At 68.3% G+C, this 15988-nt stretch carries 15 protein-coding genes; 7 read left to right on the top strand and 8 right to left on the bottom strand.

The window, feature by feature from the left end:
- Window positions 1–73: 73 nt before the first annotated feature.
- The 3 genes from tcuA to AC07Y4_RS15400 all read left to right on the top strand — a co-directional run bounded on the left by tcuA (window position 74) and on the right by AC07Y4_RS15400 (window position 5103).
- Entirely contained in the window at window positions 74–1501 is a 1428-nt protein-coding gene (gene tcuA / locus AC07Y4_RS15410; protein WP_487847146.1) for an FAD-dependent tricarballylate dehydrogenase TcuA, read from the top strand.
- Complete coding sequence (gene tcuB, locus AC07Y4_RS15405) at window positions 1485–2723, top strand: tricarballylate utilization 4Fe-4S protein TcuB (RefSeq protein ID WP_487847147.1); 1239 nt, start codon at window positions 1485–1487, stop codon at window positions 2721–2723. The genes tcuA and tcuB overlap by 17 nt, the downstream gene beginning before the upstream one ends.
- 100 nt (window positions 2724–2823) lie before the next feature.
- Complete coding sequence (locus tag AC07Y4_RS15400) at window positions 2824–5103, top strand: glycoside hydrolase family 3 N-terminal domain-containing protein (RefSeq protein WP_487847148.1); 2280 nt, start codon at window positions 2824–2826, stop codon at window positions 5101–5103.
- A gap of 51 nt (window positions 5104–5154) precedes the next feature.
- Here the strand turns inward: AC07Y4_RS15400 and AC07Y4_RS15395 are convergent, their stop codons facing one another.
- A complete protein-coding gene (locus AC07Y4_RS15395; RefSeq protein WP_487847149.1) occupies window positions 5155–6084 on the bottom strand; it encodes a LysR family transcriptional regulator in 930 nt (309 codons plus the stop codon).
- Between the two features lie 106 nt (window positions 6085–6190).
- Between AC07Y4_RS15395 and AC07Y4_RS15390 the strand changes: the two genes are divergently transcribed.
- Genes AC07Y4_RS15390 through AC07Y4_RS15375 form a run of 4 tightly spaced genes read left to right on the top strand, consistent with a single transcriptional unit; the run spans window position 6191 to window position 10030 of the window.
- Window positions 6191–7192 carry a hydroxyacid dehydrogenase gene (locus AC07Y4_RS15390; protein ID WP_487847150.1) on the top strand — a complete coding sequence of 334 codons (1002 nt, stop codon included), beginning with the start codon at window positions 6191–6193 and terminating at the stop codon, window positions 7190–7192.
- Window positions 7189–7881 carry an RraA family protein gene (locus tag AC07Y4_RS15385; RefSeq protein WP_487847151.1) on the top strand — a complete coding sequence of 231 codons (693 nt, stop codon included), beginning with the start codon at window positions 7189–7191 and terminating at the stop codon, window positions 7879–7881. The genes AC07Y4_RS15390 and AC07Y4_RS15385 overlap by 4 nt, the downstream gene beginning before the upstream one ends.
- 41 nt (window positions 7882–7922) lie before the next feature.
- Window positions 7923–8900, top strand: coding sequence for a Bug family tripartite tricarboxylate transporter substrate binding protein (locus AC07Y4_RS15380; protein ID WP_159272123.1), 978 nt, complete (start codon window positions 7923–7925; stop codon window positions 8898–8900).
- 5 nt (window positions 8901–8905) lie between these two features.
- A complete protein-coding gene (locus tag AC07Y4_RS15375) occupies window positions 8906–10030 on the top strand; it encodes an NAD(P)/FAD-dependent oxidoreductase (protein ID WP_487847152.1) in 1125 nt (374 codons plus the stop codon).
- 61 nt (window positions 10031–10091) lie between these two features.
- Here AC07Y4_RS15375 and AC07Y4_RS15370 read toward each other — a convergent pair whose 3' ends face one another.
- The 7 genes from AC07Y4_RS15370 to urtB all read right to left on the bottom strand — a co-directional run bounded on the left by AC07Y4_RS15370 (window position 10092) and on the right by urtB (window position 15890).
- On the bottom strand, window positions 10092–10442 hold the full coding sequence (locus AC07Y4_RS15370) for a hypothetical protein (RefSeq protein ID WP_056582144.1): 351 nt from the start codon (window positions 10440–10442) through the stop codon (window positions 10092–10094).
- A 231-nt stretch (window positions 10443–10673) separates the two neighbouring features.
- Entirely contained in the window at window positions 10674–11018 is a 345-nt protein-coding gene (locus AC07Y4_RS15365; protein ID WP_095947570.1) for a zinc ribbon domain-containing protein, read from the bottom strand.
- A 4-nt stretch (window positions 11019–11022) separates the two neighbouring features.
- A complete protein-coding gene (fmdA, locus tag AC07Y4_RS15360) occupies window positions 11023–12255 on the bottom strand; it encodes a formamidase (RefSeq protein WP_487847153.1) in 1233 nt (410 codons plus the stop codon).
- A 24-nt stretch (window positions 12256–12279) separates the two neighbouring features.
- Window positions 12280–12969 (bottom strand): urea ABC transporter ATP-binding subunit UrtE, encoded by a 690-nt coding sequence (gene urtE / locus AC07Y4_RS15355; RefSeq protein ID WP_062478384.1) that lies wholly within the window; start codon window positions 12967–12969, stop codon window positions 12280–12282.
- Window positions 12970–12984: 15 nt separating this feature from the next.
- Entirely contained in the window at window positions 12985–13728 is a 744-nt protein-coding gene (gene urtD, locus AC07Y4_RS15350) for an urea ABC transporter ATP-binding protein UrtD (protein ID WP_062478314.1), read from the bottom strand.
- A 22-nt stretch (window positions 13729–13750) separates the two neighbouring features.
- Window positions 13751–14947, bottom strand: a complete 1197-nt coding sequence (gene urtC / locus AC07Y4_RS15345) for an urea ABC transporter permease subunit UrtC (RefSeq protein ID WP_487847154.1) — start codon at window positions 14945–14947, stop codon at window positions 13751–13753.
- 28 nt (window positions 14948–14975) lie between these two features.
- Window positions 14976–15890, bottom strand: a complete 915-nt coding sequence (gene urtB / locus AC07Y4_RS15340; RefSeq protein WP_139701702.1) for an urea ABC transporter permease subunit UrtB — start codon at window positions 15888–15890, stop codon at window positions 14976–14978.
- Between the last annotated feature and the right edge of the window lie 98 nt (window positions 15891–15988).

The raw sequence follows: 15988 nt of genomic DNA, 5'->3' as shown, positions 1-15988 counted from the left end.
CTGTTGCCTCGATCGGTCTTTCGCGTGAAGGCCGCGCTGCCTAAAGTCTCCTGCATTCCAAGGAGACCCACGAGTGATAGACGTACTGGTTGTCGGTGGCGGCAATGCCGCGCTGTGCGCCGCGCTGATGGCGCGCGAGGCCGGCGCTTCGGTGTTGCTGCTGGAGGCCTCGCCCAAAGAATGGCGCGGCGGCAATTCGCAGCACACCCGCAACCTGCGCTGCATGCACGACGCGCCGCAGGACGTGCTGGTCGAGGCCTACCCTGAAGAGGAGTACTGGCAAGACCTGCTGAAGGTGACCAGCGGCCTCACCGACGAGCACTTGGCGCGCCTCGTGATCCGCGCCTCGTCGAACTGCCGCGACTGGATGCGCCGCCACGGCGTGCGCTTCCAGCCGCCGCTGTCGGGTGCGCTGCACGTGGCGCGCACCAACGCCTTCTTCATGGGCGGCGGCAAGGCGCTCGTCAACGCCTACTACCGCAGCGCCGAAGCGCTCGGCGTGCAGATCCGCTACGACACGCCTGTGGCCTCGGTCGAACTCGACGGCGAGCGCTTCGTCGCCGTGCGCACCGAGGCCGGCGAGCGCATCGCGGCGAAGAGCTGCGTGCTGGCCTCGGGCGGTTTCGAATCGAACCGCGACTGGCTGCGCGAAGCGTGGGGGCAAAACGAACGCGGCGAGTGGCCGGCCGACAACTTCCTCATCCGCGGCACGCGCTTCAACCAGGGCGTGCTGCTCAGGCACATGATCGACGCGGGCGCCGACAGCATCGGCGATCCGTCGCAGGGCCACATGGTCGCCATCGACGCGCGCGCACCGCTGTACGACGGCGGCATCTGCACGCGCATCGACTGCGTATCGCTCGGCGTGGTGGTCAACCGCGACGCGCAGCGCTTCTACGACGAGGGCGAAGACTTCTGGCCCAAGCGCTATGCGATCTGGGGCCGGCTCGTGGCGCAGCAGCCGGGGCAGATCGCGTGGTCGGTCATCGACCAGCAGGCGGTCGGGCGCTTCATGCCGCCCGTGTTCCCCGGCACGCAGGCGAACACGCTCGGCGAGCTGGCGCAGAAGATTGGCCTGGACGAAGCCACCTTCGTACGCACCGTGCAGGACTACAACGCCGCCTGCCGCGTCGGCCGCTTCGACCACACGGCGCTGGACGACTGCCACACCGAAGGCCTCGCGCCCGCCAAGACGCACTGGGCGCGCCCGATCGACACGGCGCCCTTCCATGCGTATCCACTGCGCCCCGGCATCACCTTCACGTACCTGGGCCTCAAGGTGGACGAGACCGCCGCCGTGCGCTTCGGTGGACGCCCGAGCCCCAACCTCTTCGTGGCCGGCGAAATGATGGCCGGCAACGTGCTGGGCCAGGGCTACACGGCCGGCGTGGGCATGAGCATCGGCACGGCCTTCGGCCGCATCGCCGGCACGCAGGCAGCGAAGGCCGCCAAGAACATTTCGAAGAAATCCCCGGAGACCGCCCTTGCAGCAGCTCACTGACCTCGTCGCACGCGCCCGTGCGGATGCCGATGGCATCGGCAGCGCCCCGTCGCCATCGCAGCGCGTCATCCCGGTCCAGCCCGCCCTGCCGCTCACTGCTTCCGAGGGCGAGGTCGCGCGCATCCTGCAGATCTGCAACGCCTGCCGCTACTGCGAGGGCTTTTGCGCCGTGTTCCCCGCCATGACGCGCCGGCTCGAATTCGGCAAGGCCGACACGCACTACCTCGCCAACCTGTGCCACAACTGCGGCGCCTGCCTGCATGCCTGCCAGTACGCACCGCCGCACGAATTCGCGGTGAACGTGCCGCAGGCGATGGCGCAGGTGCGCCTGCAGACCTACCACGACTACGCCTGGCCGCCCGCGATGGGCGAGCTCTACAAGCGGGCCGGGCTCACCGTTGCGCTGGCACTGGCGGGCGGGCTCGCGCTGTTCCTCGTGCTGGCCGTGGCGATGGCTGGTTCGCTCGTGCACGCGCCGCTCGCGGGCAACTTCTACGCGATCTTTCCGCACAACTTCCTCGCGCTGGTGTTCGGCGCGGTGTTCCTGTTCGTGATGTTCGCGCTGGCCATGGGCACGCGCCGCTTCTGGCGCGAGGTCTCGCCCGCGAACGACCCGGGCAACGCGCCCGACCTGCCGGGCGTGCGCCGCGCAGCCAGCGCCGAAGCCGCCCACGACGCGCTGCGCCTGAAGTACCTCGATGGCGGCCATGGCGAAGGCTGCAACAACGCCGACGACCGCTTCACGCTCTGGCGCCGGCGCTTCCATCACTTCACCTTCTACGGCTTCATGCTGTGCTTCGCCTCCACCTGTGTGGCGACGCTCTACCACTACCTGTTCGACCTGCATGCGCCCTATGCGCTCACGAGCCTGCCGGTGCTGCTGGGCACCGCGGGCGGCATTGGCCTCGTGATCGGCCCTGTCGGCCTGTTGTGGCTCAACCTGCGGCGCCATGCCGCGCACGGCGACGCGGCGCAGCGGCCAATGGACCGTGGCTTCATCGCGCTGCTGCTGCTCACGAGCCTCACGGGCCTCGCGCTGCTGGCCTGGCGCGACACCCGCTTCATGGCGCTGCTGCTCGCGGTGCACCTGGGCGTGGTGATGGCGCTCTTTCTCACGCTGCCCTACGGCAAGTTCGCGCACGGCATCTTCCGCTGCGCGGCGCTCCTGAAGTTCGCCATCGAAAAGCGCCTGCCCAGCCGGTTGCGGCTGGGCGCGGACTGACCGGCAGGGCCTGAAGGGGCCAGGGTCGGACAAGGCCCTACGCCCAGGGCGGAAACCCGCTGGCCGGGGGTGGCGGGCGTTGTCTGCAGAATAGGCGGCCATGCATGTTCGAAAAGCCGCCGTTCTCGCCCTCGTCCTGTCCGCCCTTTCCCTCCCCGCCATCGCGGCGTCCGTTCCGAAAAACCTCCAGCCCTCCGACGCCGCCGAAGCCCGCATCGAATCGCTGATCGCGCGCATGACGCTGCAGGAAAAGGCCGGCCAGCTCAGCCTCTACGGTCCGGCCGACATCAACATCCCGAACAACCCGCAGGCCGGCTGGCGCAACGGGCAGCAGGAGACGGAGGACGTGCGCAACGGCCGGCTCACGGGCCTGTTCAACAACGCCGGCCTCGAGGGCAAGCGGCGGCTGCAGCAGGTGGCGGTGCGCGAGTCGCGGCTGGGCATTCCGCTGATCTTCGGCGCCGACGTGATCCACGGCTTTCGCACCATCTTCCCGATGCCGCTGGCCGAGGCCTCGAGCTGGGAGCCCGCGCTGGCCGAGCGCACGGCGCGCGCGGCGGCGGTCGAGGCCACGGCCGACGGCTTTCGCTGGACCTTCGCGCCGATGGTCGACATCGCGCGCGACGCGCGCTGGGGCCGCGGCCTCGAAGGCGTGGGCGAAGACCCCTACCTGGCGCGCCAGTTCGCGGCGGCGCGCGTGCGCGGCTTCCAGGGCAGCAACCTCGCGAACGCCGACTCGATGCTGGCCACGCCCAAGCACTTCGCGGCCTACGGCGCGGCCGAGGGCGGGCTCGACTACAACACGAGCGAGATTTCCGAGCGCACGCTGCGCGAGGTCTACCTGCCGCCGTTTCGCGCAGCGCTCGATGCGGGCGCGCTCTCGGTCATGAGCGCCTTCAACGAGATCGGCGGCGTTCCCTCGACCGCCAACCCCGCGCTGCTCACCGGCGTGCTGCGCGACGAGTGGAAGTTCAAGGGCTTCGTGGTGTCGGACTACACGGCCGACGAGGAGCTCATCGAACACGGCCACGCCGCCAACGGCCGCGAGGCCGCCAAGCTGGCCTTCATGGCCGGCACCGACGTGAGCATGCAAAGCGGCCTGTACATCCGCCACCTGCCCGACCTCGTGGCCTCGGGCGAGGTGCCGATGGCGCGGCTCGACGAGGCCGTGCGGCGCGTGCTGCGGGTCAAGCTCAAGCTCGGCCTCTTCGACGACCCGATGCGCGGCCTCGACGGCCCGCCGGCCGCACAGCGCGTGGAGAACCCCGAGTTCATCGCACTGGCCCGCGAGAGCGCGCGCCGTTCCATCGTGATGCTGAAGAACGAAGGTCAGCTGCTGCCGCTCGCGAAAACCGGCCCGCAGAAGATCGCGCTGATCGGCCCCTTCGCCGAGGGCACGAAGGATCTGATGGGCTCCTGGAGCCTGTTCCCTGGCCAGTCCGCGCCCGTGGGCATCGACGAGGGCCTGCATGCTGCGCTGGGCACCGAGGCCTCGCGATTGACCGTCACGCGCGGCGCGAACGTCGAGTCGCCGCTGCCCGGCGGCGTCGAAACCGCCGTGGCCGCCGCGCGCGACGCCGACGTGGTGGTGCTGGCCATCGGCGAGAGCCAGAAGATGTCGGGCGAGTCGCGCTCGCGCAGCGACATCGGCCTGCCGCAGGCCCAGCAGGACCTGGCCGAAGCCGTGGCCGCCACGGGCAAACCGGTGGTCGTTCTGCTGAGCAATGGCCGCGCGATGGCGCTCCGGGGTGCGGTGCGCAGCGCGCGCGCCATTCTCGTGACCTGGTTCCTCGGCGTGCAGACCGGCCACGCGATCGCCGACGTGGTGTTCGGCGACGCCAACCCCTCGGGCCGCCTGCCCGTGAGCTTTCCGCAGACTGCCGGCCAGGTGCCCTACTACTACGCCCACAAGCGCACCGGCCGCCCCTCGCCCGAGGGCGCGCCGGGCACGGCCTTCAAGACCCGCTACCTGGACGCCACGAACGAGGCGCTGTACCCCTTCGGTTTCGGCATCGGCTATGCGCCGGTGCGCTACGACCAGGTCGAGCTGAGCAGCGACCGCCTCGCCATCGGCCAGACGCTGCGTGTGCGCGCCACCGTCACGAACACGGGGACGCGCGAAGCGGAAGAAGTGGTGCAGCTGTACCTGGCGCAGCGCGCCGCGAGCGTGACGCGGCCGGTGCGTGAGTTGAAGAACTTCCGCAAGGTGCGGATTGCGCCAGGGGCTTCGGAGGTGGTCGAGTTCGCTGTCGGCAATGACGACCTGCAATTTCTGGGGCGGGACATGAAGCCTGTTGTTGAACCGGGTGAGTTCGATCTGTGGGTGGCGCCTTCTGCTGCGGGCGGGATTCAGAAGCGCTTCGTGCTGACGCGCGAGTGAGCTGACGCGCGAGCCGACTCCTTCAGCCCCTCAGTCGTCGCACCGCACCGGTCACAGCACACGCTGCGACAGCGCCGACGAAAAAAGCTGCGCCCCTTCGCTACGCAGCAAGGTCACGAGGCGCCGCGCCGCCGGCGACAGGTAGCCCTCCTTGCGGTACGTGACGCCCAGGTGGCGGCGCAGCGTGGTCTCCTTGAGCGGCACTTCGCGCAGCGTGCCTTCGCGCCCGGGCGCACCGAGCGTGTGGCGCGACAGGAAGCTCAACAGGTCGGTGCGCGAGATCAGGCGCGGCAGCAGCGGGATCGAGTTCGCGTTGACCTGCACCGCAGGCAGCGGCAGCCCGCGCGACTGAAACGCCGCGTCGAGCCACTGGCGGCTGGGAATGGGGTCGGCGGGCAGCACCCAGCGCCATTGCAGCAGCGACTTCATCGTGATCTTCGGCAGGTCGAACACGGGGTGCTGCGGGCTGGCGGCGACCACCACCACATCCTCGACGATGGAATGCGTGACGAAGGCCGGATCGTGCTCGGGCATGAGGCCGATCAAGAGGTCGATGGCGCCTTCGCGCAGCCGCTCGCGCAGCGCCATGCTGGGCGCGACGGTGATGTCGATGCGCGTGTCGCCGGCCTCGGCCAGCAGCAGGTTGCACACCTCGGGCAGCACATGGTCGGCCGCAATGGGCCCGCTGCCGATGCGCACATGGCCCGCGTTGCCCTTGGCGAAATCGCTCACTTCGCGCAGCGCCTCCTCGGTGGCGCCGCGCAGCAGCCGGGCACGCGCCAGCAGCACCTCGCCCACCGCCGTGAGCTGGATGCCCCGGCCCTTGCGCTCGAACAGCGCGCTGCCGAAGGCCTCCTCGAGCCGCTGCACCGCCTTGGTCAGCGCGGGCTGCGTGCGCCCGAGCTTGTCGGCGGCCTGGCCCAGGTGGCCGGTGTCGGCGACCACCTCGAAATATTTCAGGTCGCGCAACTGGATGTCCATTCATAGCTCCGAGGAATCGTTGAATGAACATTATCGATTGGACGGAATGAATGGTGATTTCCACAATCCAGCTCATACCGACCCTCGAACGACCCTCTCTCTCTCCATGAACCCCACTGTCCTGGTCACTGCGCCACGGCTTGCCAAGGCCGGCGCCGACCTTCTCGCCGAAGCCGGCGCCCGCGTCATCTACCTTGCGAATGCAGACAGCGTTGAAGAAGTCGAGCGCGTGATGGCGAGCGAACCCATCGACGCCGTCATCTCGCGCACCGTGCAACTGTCGGCCCGCGCCATCGCCGCGTGTCCGACGCTGAAAGTGATTTCAAAGCATGGCGTGGGCGTGAGCAACATCGACGTCGAGGCGGCCACCGCGCGCGGCATTCCGGTCTACGTCACGCCCGGTGCCAACGCGCAGTCGGTCGCAGAGATGACGCTCGGCCTGATGCTCGCCGCCGCACGCCGCATCGGCTGGATGGACCGCGAGCTGCACGATGGCCGCTGGTCGCGCGCACAAGATGGCGTGGAACTGCACGGCAAGACGCTGGGCCTCGTTGGCTTCGGCCAGATCGGCCAGCGCGTGGCCCGAGTGGGTCTCGCGCTCGGCATGCAGGTGGCCGCGTTCGACCCGGCCCTCGGCGAAGGCCCGAGCCCAGTGGCCGGCGTGCGCCTGCTGCCTTCGTTCGATGCGCTGCTGCCGCTGAGCGATGTGCTCAGCCTGCACGTGCCGCTCAACCGCCACACGCGCCAGATGCTCGGCGCCGCGCAGCTTGCGGCGCTGCCGCGCGGCGCGATCGTCGTCAACACGGCGCGCGGCGAGGTGATCGACGAGCCCGCGCTCATCGCGGCGCTGCAATGCGGCCAGCTGTACGCGGCCGGCCTCGACACCATGGCCGACGAACCCCTGCCCGCCGGCAGCCCGCTGGCCGCCCTGCCCAACGTGGTGCTCACGCCGCATGTCGGCGGCTCCACGCCCGCGGCGCTCGCGGGCATGGCCAGCGGCGCCGCACGCAACGTGCTGGGCTGGCTGCAAGGCTGTCCGGTCGATCCTTCGGCTTGCGTGAACCCGCAGGTCCTGTCTTCCCCCCTTCTGCACGGAATCACCGCATGACCGCCCCGCTCTCCTGGCCGCCCGGCTACCGCATCAACCCGCGCGCGCCCAGCCCTGACGCCGCCCTCGTCGACGCCTTTCGCACGCTGCCCGTGGCCGCCATCGGTGATTCAATGAGCCGCAATGTCGGCACTGTCGGGCTGCGCCAGTACCACGCGCGGCTCGACACCGTGCTGTGCGGCCCTGCCGTCACCGTGCGCGTGCGGCCCGGCGACAACCTGATGATCCACAAGGCGCTGATGATGGTCGCGCCGGGCGACGTGCTCGTGATCGACGGCGGCGGCGACGTCACGCAGGCGCTGGTCGGCGGCCTGATGCGCACCACCTGCATCGCGCGCCAGCTGGCGGGCCTCGTCATCGACGGCGCGGTGCGCGACCTGTGCGAATGGGCCGAAGACGGCATGCCGATCTTCGCGCGAGGCCACACGCACCGCGGGCCGAGCAAGGACGGCCCCGGTGAGGTGAACGTGCCCGTCTCGTGCGCGGGCCTGGTCGTGATGCCGGGCGACCTCGTGGTGGGCGACGCCGACGGCGTCATCGCGGTGCCGGCCGCCGAAGCGGCCGACGTGCTCGAGAAGACGCGGGCCCACCTGGCGCGCGAAGCAAAGATCCGCGAGACCAACCGCACCGGCACCGCCGACCCCGAGCGCTTCGACGCCGTGCTGCGCGCCAAGGGCCTGCCGGTCTGAACGGCAGCCACGAGATCACAAGAACCCCCAGGAGACAAGACATGAACCGAAGAGACTTTCTGCAGACCACCGCCTTCGCATCCATCGCCCAAGCGGCGGGCATGGCCTACGCGCAAGGCGATTGGCCGCAACGCCCCGTGAAGCTGGTGGTGCCCTTCACGCCCGGCGGCGGCACCGACGCGACCTCGCGCCTGATTGCCGAGCGCCTCACCTCGCTCGAGCGCTGGACCGTCGTCGTCGACAACAAGCCCGGCGCGGCCGGCAACATCGGCCTTGACGCCGTGGCCAAGGCCACGCCCGACGGCTACACGATCGGCATGGGGCAAACGTCGAACCTCACGATCAACCCCTGGCTCTATTCGAAGATGCCCTTCGAGGCGCTGAAAGACTTTTCGCCCATCGCCGAAGTGGCCTCGCAACCCGTCGTGCTCGCCGTGCGCGCGGACTCGCCGCTGCGCACGCTGGCCGACTTCATCAAAGCCGCGAAGGCGAAGCCGGGCGAGTTCAGCATCGCGCAGGCCGGCAACGGCACCGTGGGGCACCTGGCCGGCGAAATGCTGGCGCGCCGCGCGGGCATCAAGGTCATGCAGGTGCCCTACAAGGGCGCAGGCCCGGCCATGAACGACCTGATCAGCGGGCAGATCGCGCTGTACTTCGGCAGCAGCGTTTCGGTGATGTCGCAGCTGTCGAACGGCCGCGCCCGCGCGCTGGCCGTCACCTCGGCCAAGCGCCTGCCCGCACTGCCGAACGTGCCCACCGTGGCCGAACAGGGTTTCGCGGGCTTCGAGGCCACGACCTGGGTCGGCCTCGTCGGACCGGCAGGGCTGCCCGCCGACGTGGTCAACCGCATCAACGCTGCGGTCGTAAAGACGGTGGCACGCAAGGACGTGCAGGACAAGCTCGCGCAGGAAGGCAGCGTGCCCGCCAGCGGCACGCCGCAGCAGTTCGACGCCTACATCCGCGCCGAGCACGCCAAGTGGGGCGCGCTGATCCGCGAAGCCGGCATCAAGCTGGACTGAGCCGTATGGACCGGATCGACTGCGTCGTGATCGGCGCCGGCGTGGTGGGTCTGTCCATCGCGCGATCGCTCGCCATGGCCGGGCGCGAGGTGGTGATCCTCGAGGCCGAGCACGCCATCGGCACGCATACCAGCGCGCGCAATTCGGAGGTGATCCATGCGGGCATCTCGTATGCGCCCGGCTCGCTCAAGGGCCGGCTGTGCGTGGCGGGCAAGGCCGCGGTGTACGCCTACTGCGCCGAACGCGGCATCGGCCACCAGCGCATCGGCAAGCTGATCGTGGCGGTGCAGGACTCGGAGCTGCCCGAGCTCGACAAATACGTCGCGCTCGGCGCGGCCCACGGCGTGACCGACCTGCGCATCCTTGACGCCGCCGAGGCACGCGACATGGAGCCCGAGGTGGCCTGCGTCGGCGCCCTGCACTCGCCCTCGACGGGCATCGTCGACAGCCACGCGCTGATGCTGTCGTACCTGGGCGACGCGGAACGTGCGGGTGCCTCGCTTGCTTTGCAGAGCCGTGTGCTGGCCGCGCGGCCCACGCCAGACGGCCTGGTGGTCGAGGTGGGCGGCGCGGAAGCAACGAGCGTGCTGTGCAACACGGTGGTGAACGCGGCGGGGTTGGGTGCGCAGCAGGTGGCATCGCGGATCGACGGCATGCCGGCCGGCCTGATGCCACCGCTGTACTACGCGATCGGCCACTACTTCTCGCTGGCGCGCAAATCGCCCTTCCGCCATCTCGTGTACCCGACCGGGCGTGAAGGCGCCTTGCGCGCCCACGTGACGCTCGACCTTGGTGGGCAATGCAAGTTCGGGCCGGACCTGAGCTGGCGCGACGGCATCGACTACAGCTTCGACGCCTCGCGCGAAGCGGCCTTCTACCAGTCGGTGCGCCGCTATTACCCCGCCTTGGAGGACGGTGAGTTGCAGCCGGGCTATACCGGCATCCGCCCGCGATTGGCGGGCCCGGGTTCGTCGATGCACAACACGGCGACGGATTTCGTGATCCAGACGCCGCAGGCACACGGCATCGCGGGGCTGGTCAACCTGTTCGGCATCGAATCGCCGGGGCTGACGGCATCGCTCGCGCTGGGCGAGCACGTCGCGGACCTCGTGGCAAAGATGCGGGCATGAAAAAACGGGCCCGAGGGCCCGTTCTTCTTTGTCAGCCCCCGAAGGAGCTGCAGTCAACCAATTACAGGCCAGCCTGGCGCGTGAACGACACGCTGGGCTTCTTGTAAGCAGCCGGCACTTCGTCGCGGTAGAACGCGCGGCGGTCGAGGCTGGCGAGCGGGTCGTGGGCCTTGGCGACGGCTTCAGCGCGGATCGTCGAGCGGTCGGCGGTCGAGGTGAAGGTCTGTGCGCCGGCGGTGGCGCCGTCGCTGTACTCGTTGCCGGCACGGGCGGCGGCCACGGCTTGCGACGCGACTTCCGAACGCGAGAGGGTCGAGTTCACGGTGTGCACGCCGTCATAGGTTTCGGCGTGGGCACCGGCAACAGCCAGGAGCGAGAGCGCAACGGCGGCGAGGGTCTTCGAGGCATTCATTTCAATCTCCTTCAGGTGGTGTGTCGATGGGATGAAGTTTGAGCCTGAAGCGCCCCAAAAAACGGCAGCAAAAGGAATCGCGGCGTTCACGGGATTGAAACAATCGCGCGCCGCCCGCGCATGCGATGCGGCGGCCGGAACCCTCTCCTCCAGAGGGAACGCACGAGAAAGTTCTCGCTGCCGGCATTCCTTGCATTCGCTGTACGCATGCAAGAAATGCACGCCGGACCCTCAGTGCGAGATCATCCAGGGCCGCCGCGACGGGGCCGATTTCGCCCCGTTCGGCGCGGTCTGCGTGGCACTGCGCCGCGACGATCCCGAGCAGCAACCGCAGCCCGAGGGATGCCTCAGCCGCGCATAGTCGCGCGAGCTCGCGGGCTCGTGGCGCGCGCGTTCGTTGGTGGCCATCGCGTGGCGCGTGTCGGCGGCCATCAGTGCCAGGCGCGGCGCGGCCGTGAACACGCGCGGCGAGGCGCTGCCGCAGTCGGGGCAGGCAGCGGGCTCGTCGCGCTGGCCCGAAGGCCGCAGCGATTCGAAGCCGCCGCACTGCCCGCAGGCGTAGTCGTAGGTCGGCATGGCTTCAGCGCAGGTCGTGCGACAGCGGCATGTCCACGCTGCCGTCGATGAACTTCACAGGCCCCGAGGCGTTCGGGTTGATGTCGAAGTCGAAGATGCCCGTGGGCAGCCACAGCGTGGCGCACGAGTTGGGCACGTCGACCACGCCGCTGATATGGCCCTGCACCGGTGCCGTGCCCAGAATCGAATAGGCCTGCGCGCCCGAGTAGCCGAACTTTTTCAGGTACTCGATGGCATTGAGGCAGGCCTGGCGGTAGGCCACGTTCACGTCGAGGTAGTGCTGCTTGCCGCTCTCGTCGACCGAGATGCCTTCGAAGATCAGGTAGTCGTTGTACTGCGGCGTGATGGGGCTGGGCTTGAAGATCGGGTTCTTGATGCCGTACTTCGCCATGCCGCCCTTGATGAGCGTGACCTTCATGTGCACCCAGCCGGCCATCTCGATGGCGCCGCAGAAGGTGATCTCGCCGTCGCCCTGGCTGAAGTGCAGGTCGCCCACGCTCAGGCCCGCGCCGTCGACGTACACGGGGAAGAACACCTTCGAGCCGCGCGACAAATCCTTGATGTCGCAGTTGCCGCCATGCTCGCGCGGCGGCACGGTGCGCGCGCCCTCGGCGGCGGCCTTCGCCCTCGCCTCGCCGGTCATCTTGCCCATGTGGGCGGTGCCGGCGAACGGCGGATTCGCAAGGCCGGGCACGCGGTCCGGGTCGGTGGCGATGAGCTTGCCTTCGCGTTCGTTCCACATGTCGAGCATGGGCTTGTCGGGCAGGCAGCCGATCAGGCCGGGGTGGATCAGCCCCGCGAAGTTCACGCCCGGGATGTGGCGCGAACTCGTGAACATGCCCTTGAAATCCCAGATCGATTTCTGCGCTTCGGGAAAGTGGTCGGTGAGGAAACCGCCGCCGTTCTTCTTCGAGAAGAAACCGTTGAAGCCCCACAGGCTGTCCTGCTTGGCCCCGATGTCCAGCAGGTCGACCACCAGCAGGTCGCCGGGTTCGGCCCCCTTCACGCCCACCGGGCCCGAGAGGTAGTGCACCGTGCTCAGGTCGATGTCGCGCACGTCGTCGGCGCTGTCGTTGTTCTTGATGAAACCGCCGGTCCAGTCGAAGGTCTCCAGGATGAAGTCGTCGCCCGGGTTGACCCAGCAGGCCATCGGAATGTCCGGGTGCCAGCGGTTGTGGATGTTCTCGTTCTCGGTGGGCGGCTTGGTCAGGTCGACCTTGATCAGCGTGTCCGTCATGTGCAGTGGCTCCTGGGGTTGTGGTTAGACAGAGAGATAGGCTTTGATGTGTTCCACATCGGTCTTGTCGCGCGCGGTCTCGTGCACGAGCCGGCCGCCCTCGATGACGAAGAGCCGGTCGGCCACGTCCATCGCGAAACTCAGCACCTGCTCGGACACGACGATGGTGATGCCGCGCAGCTTGCGGATCTCGTTGAGCGCCTTGGCGATGTCCTTGATGATCGAAGGCTGGATGCCCTCGGTGGGCTCGTCGAGCAGCAACACCTTGGGGTCGGTGACGAGCGCGCGCGCAATGGCGAGCTGCTGTTGCTGGCCGCCGGAGAGGTTGCCGCCCTTGCGGCTCTTCATGTCCCACAGCACGGGGAACAGCGCGTAGATCTCCTCGGGGATGCGGCGGGTCTTCGAGTTCTCCAGGCCGGTCTGGATGTTCTCTTCCACCGTCAGCGTCGGGAAGATCATCCGGCCCTGCGGCACGTACGCAATGCCCTTGGCCACGCGCCTGAAGCTCTCATCGCGCGACACGTCCTGCCCCGCCACTTCGATGCGCCCGCTCTTGATCGGCAGCACGCCCATGAGGCTCTTGAACAGCGTGGTCTTGCCCATGCCGTTGCGGCCCATGATGGCGATGGTTTCGTTGGCATGGCCCACGAACGAGATGCCGTGCAGCGCCTCGCTCTGGCCGTAGGCGGTGTGCAGGTCGTCGACCTTCAGCATGATGGTGCTCATGGTTCAGTGGCCCAGATAAACGTCGATGACCTTCGGGTCGGCTTGCACCTTCTCCATCGGCCCTTCGGCGAGGATCTTTCCCTGGTGCATCACGGTGACCTTGTGCGCGATCTGCTTCACGAAGGCCATGTCGTGCTCGATGACGATCACGGCGCGGTTGCGGCAGATGCGCTGAAGCAGGTCGGCCGTGAGCTCGCGTTCGCGCGCGCTCATGCCGGCGATGGGCTCGTCGAGCATCAGGAGCTCGGGCTCCTGCATCAGCAGCATGCCGATCTCCAGCCACTGCTTCTGGCCGTGGCTCAGGAGGCCCGCTTCGGTGCCAAGCTTGTCGGCCAGGCCGATCTCCGTGGCAATCGCCTGCACCTTGCCCTTGACCTCGTCGTCGCACTGGAAGGCCAGCGCACCGAACACCGAGCGGCCCTTCGGAAACGACACCTCCAGGTTCTGGAACACGCTGAGGTTCTCGTAGATCGACGGCGTCTGGAACTTGCGGCCGATGCCCAGCCGCACGCGCTTGTGCTCTGCCATCTTCGTGAGTTCGGTGTTCTTGAACTTGATGCTGCCGGCGCTGGCGCGCGTCTTGCCGCAGATCAGATCGAGCAGCGTGGTCTTGCCGGCGCCGTTGGGGCCGATGATCACGCGCAGCTCGTTCTTGTCGATGTACAGCGTCAGGTCGTCGATGGCCTTGAAGCCGTCGAAGGAGACGCTGAGGTCTTCCACGGCGAGCGCGAAGTCGGTGTTGCTCATGGGGTGGGGGCTCCGGGTTCGGTCAGGCGCGCTGGCGGCCGATGCCTTCGGGCAGCACGGGCTCGGCCTGCGGCGCGGCGACGGGTGAAGGGGCCGACACGGCGGCGGGCGGTGGCTTCGTCGCGGCGTCGCGCAGGGCCTGCCGGCGCGAGGCCCACCACGGCTTGATCGTGTCTTCCCACAGGCCCGCCAGGCCCATCGGGAAGGCCATGGTCACGCCGATGAAGAGCGCGGCCATCAGGAACAGCCACAGGTCGGGAAAGCTCTCGGAGAACAGCGTCTTGCCCGCGTTCACCAGCAGCGCGCCGTACACCGCGCCCACCAGGCTCATGCGGCCACCGACGGCGCAGAAGATCACCATCTCGATCGAGGGCACGATGCCCACGAAGCTCGGCGACATGAAGCCCACCTGCAGCGCGAACATCGCGCCACCGATGCCCGAGAGCCCGGCCGCCAGGCAGAAGGTGAAGACCTTGAAGTTCGACACGTCGTAGCCCGAGAAGCGCACGCGGTCTTCCTTGTCGCGCATGGCCAGCAGCAGCGTGCCCAGCTTGCTCGTCTGCACCCAGCGGCACAGCAGGATGCTGGCCACCAGCAGGCCCACGCAGACGTAGTAGAGGATGTACTTGGCGCTGTCGGTGCGCGTGTCCCAGCCCAGCAGCGTCTTCAGGTCGGTCATGCCGTTCACGCCGCCCGTGTAGCCCTGCTGGCCGATGATGAGCACGGTGCAGATGAGCGCCACCGCCTGCGTGATGATCGCGAAGTACACGCCGCCCACGCGGCGCTTGAACATCGCGAAGCTGATGAGCCAGGCCAGCGCCATCGGCGCCAGCACCACCAGCGCCAGGCTCAGCGGCAGGCTCTTGAACGGCAGCCACAGCGCGGGCAGCTCGGTGATCTGGTTCCAGTCCATGAAGTCCGGAATGCCGGGCGTCGACTGGATCTTGGTCGTGATCGGGTCGGAGGCTTCGAGCTTGAGGAACATCGCCATCGCATAGCCGCCGATGCCGAAGAACACGCCCTGCCCCAGGCTCAGCACGCCGCCGTAGCCCCACACCATGACGAGCCCCACGGCCACGAAGGCGTAGCTGAGGTACTTACCCACGAGGTTGAGGCGGAAGATGTCGAGCGACAGCGGCAGCACCACCGCGAGCAGCAGCACCAGCAGCAGGAGGCTGCCGAGCTGGTAGCGCCGGATCGAGGCCTTGAGGAAATTCATCGGGAGGTTCTCCGGGAAGGATTCGGGTTCAGCGACGGACCTTGACTGCGAAAAGTCCCTGCGGTCGCATCATGAGAATCAGCACGATCAAAGACAGCGTCAGCACCTTGGCCATCGAGCCGGTCATGAAGAACTCGGAGATCGACTGCGTCTGCGCGATGCCGAAGGCCGAGACCACGGTGCCCAGCAAGCTCGCGGCGCCCCCGAAGGTGACGACCAGGAAGGCGTCGACGATGTACAGCGAACCCGAGGTCGGCCCGGTCGATCCGATGGTGGTGAAGGCCGCGCCCGCCACGCCGGCAATGCCGCAGCCGATGGCGAAGGTGAGGCGGTCGGTCTTCTTCGTGTCGATGCCGGTGGCGTTCGCCATGGTGCGGTTGGCCACGGTGGCACGCACCCGCAGGCCCCAGCGGCTCTTGTGCAAGGCGATGAGCACGCCGCCCGTGACCAGCGCGGTGAGCGCCAGCACGAACAGGCCGTTGATCGGAATGTCCAGGCCTTCATGCGGCGTCCACGAGCCCATGAGCCATTCGGGCAGCGTGGGGCTCACTTCCTTCGGGCCGATGAAGGTGCGGAAAATCTGCTGCAGGCCCAGGCTGACGCCCCAGGTGGCGAGCAGCGTGTCGAGCGGTCGCTTGTACAGGTGGCGGATCAGCGCCCACTCCACGAGCCAGCCGGCGATGAAGGCGAACACGAAGGCCAGCCCGATCGCGATCGGAAAGTAGTACGGCATGAGCGAGGGCGCCATGCGTTCGGTCACCTGCGCGGCCAGGAAGATCGAGTAGGCGCCGATGGTCATGAACTCGCCATGCGCCATGTTGATCACGCCCATCTGCCCGAAGATGATCGCGAGCCCGAGGCCCATGAGCAGCAGCACCGCGAAGAGGCTCAGCCCCGCGAAGCCCTGCATCAGGCCGATGTTCATCATGTCCGAGAGGCTCATTGCGCAATATCCGGTAAGGGTCAGGGAACAAGTCGTGAGACACCGCGGAACCGGCTTTGCCGGGCCGCAGGTGTCGCCCCCTTGAGGGGGAGGCGGCT

This window comes from Variovorax sp. GW460-12-1-14-LB1 (assembly GCF_059423605.1).
Note: the sequence above shows the minus strand (reverse complement) of the source record. Positions and strands in the feature narration are given on the sequence as shown.

Bases quoted from the DNA above. Each gene is read 5' to 3' on its own strand.
- AC07Y4_RS15400 (WP_487847148.1), top strand. From the start codon at position 2,824: ATGCATGTTCGAAAAGCCGCCGTTCTCGCCCTCGTCCTGTCCGCCCTT.
- AC07Y4_RS15395 (WP_487847149.1), bottom strand. From the start codon at position 6,084: ATGGACATCCAGTTGCGCGACCTGAAATATTTCGAGGTGGTCGCCGAC.
- AC07Y4_RS15390 (WP_487847150.1), top strand. From the start codon at position 6,191: ATGAACCCCACTGTCCTGGTCACTGCGCCACGGCTTGCCAAGGCCGGC.
- AC07Y4_RS15385 (WP_487847151.1), top strand. From the start codon at position 7,189: ATGACCGCCCCGCTCTCCTGGCCGCCCGGCTACCGCATCAACCCGCGC.
- AC07Y4_RS15380 (WP_159272123.1), top strand. From the start codon at position 7,923: ATGAACCGAAGAGACTTTCTGCAGACCACCGCCTTCGCATCCATCGCC.
- AC07Y4_RS15375 (WP_487847152.1), top strand. From the start codon at position 8,906: ATGGACCGGATCGACTGCGTCGTGATCGGCGCCGGCGTGGTGGGTCTG.
- AC07Y4_RS15370 (WP_056582144.1), bottom strand. From the start codon at position 10,442: ATGAATGCCTCGAAGACCCTCGCCGCCGTTGCGCTCTCGCTCCTGGCT.
- AC07Y4_RS15365 (WP_095947570.1), bottom strand. From the start codon at position 11,018: ATGCCGACCTACGACTACGCCTGCGGGCAGTGCGGCGGCTTCGAATCG.
- fmdA (WP_487847153.1), bottom strand. From the start codon at position 12,255: ATGACGGACACGCTGATCAAGGTCGACCTGACCAAGCCGCCCACCGAG.
- urtE (WP_062478384.1), bottom strand. From the start codon at position 12,969: ATGCTGAAGGTCGACGACCTGCACACCGCCTACGGCCAGAGCGAGGCG.
- urtD (WP_062478314.1), bottom strand. From the start codon at position 13,728: ATGAGCAACACCGACTTCGCGCTCGCCGTGGAAGACCTCAGCGTCTCC.
- urtC (WP_487847154.1), bottom strand. From the start codon at position 14,947: ATGAATTTCCTCAAGGCCTCGATCCGGCGCTACCAGCTCGGCAGCCTC.
- urtB (WP_139701702.1), bottom strand. From the start codon at position 15,890: ATGAGCCTCTCGGACATGATGAACATCGGCCTGATGCAGGGCTTCGCG.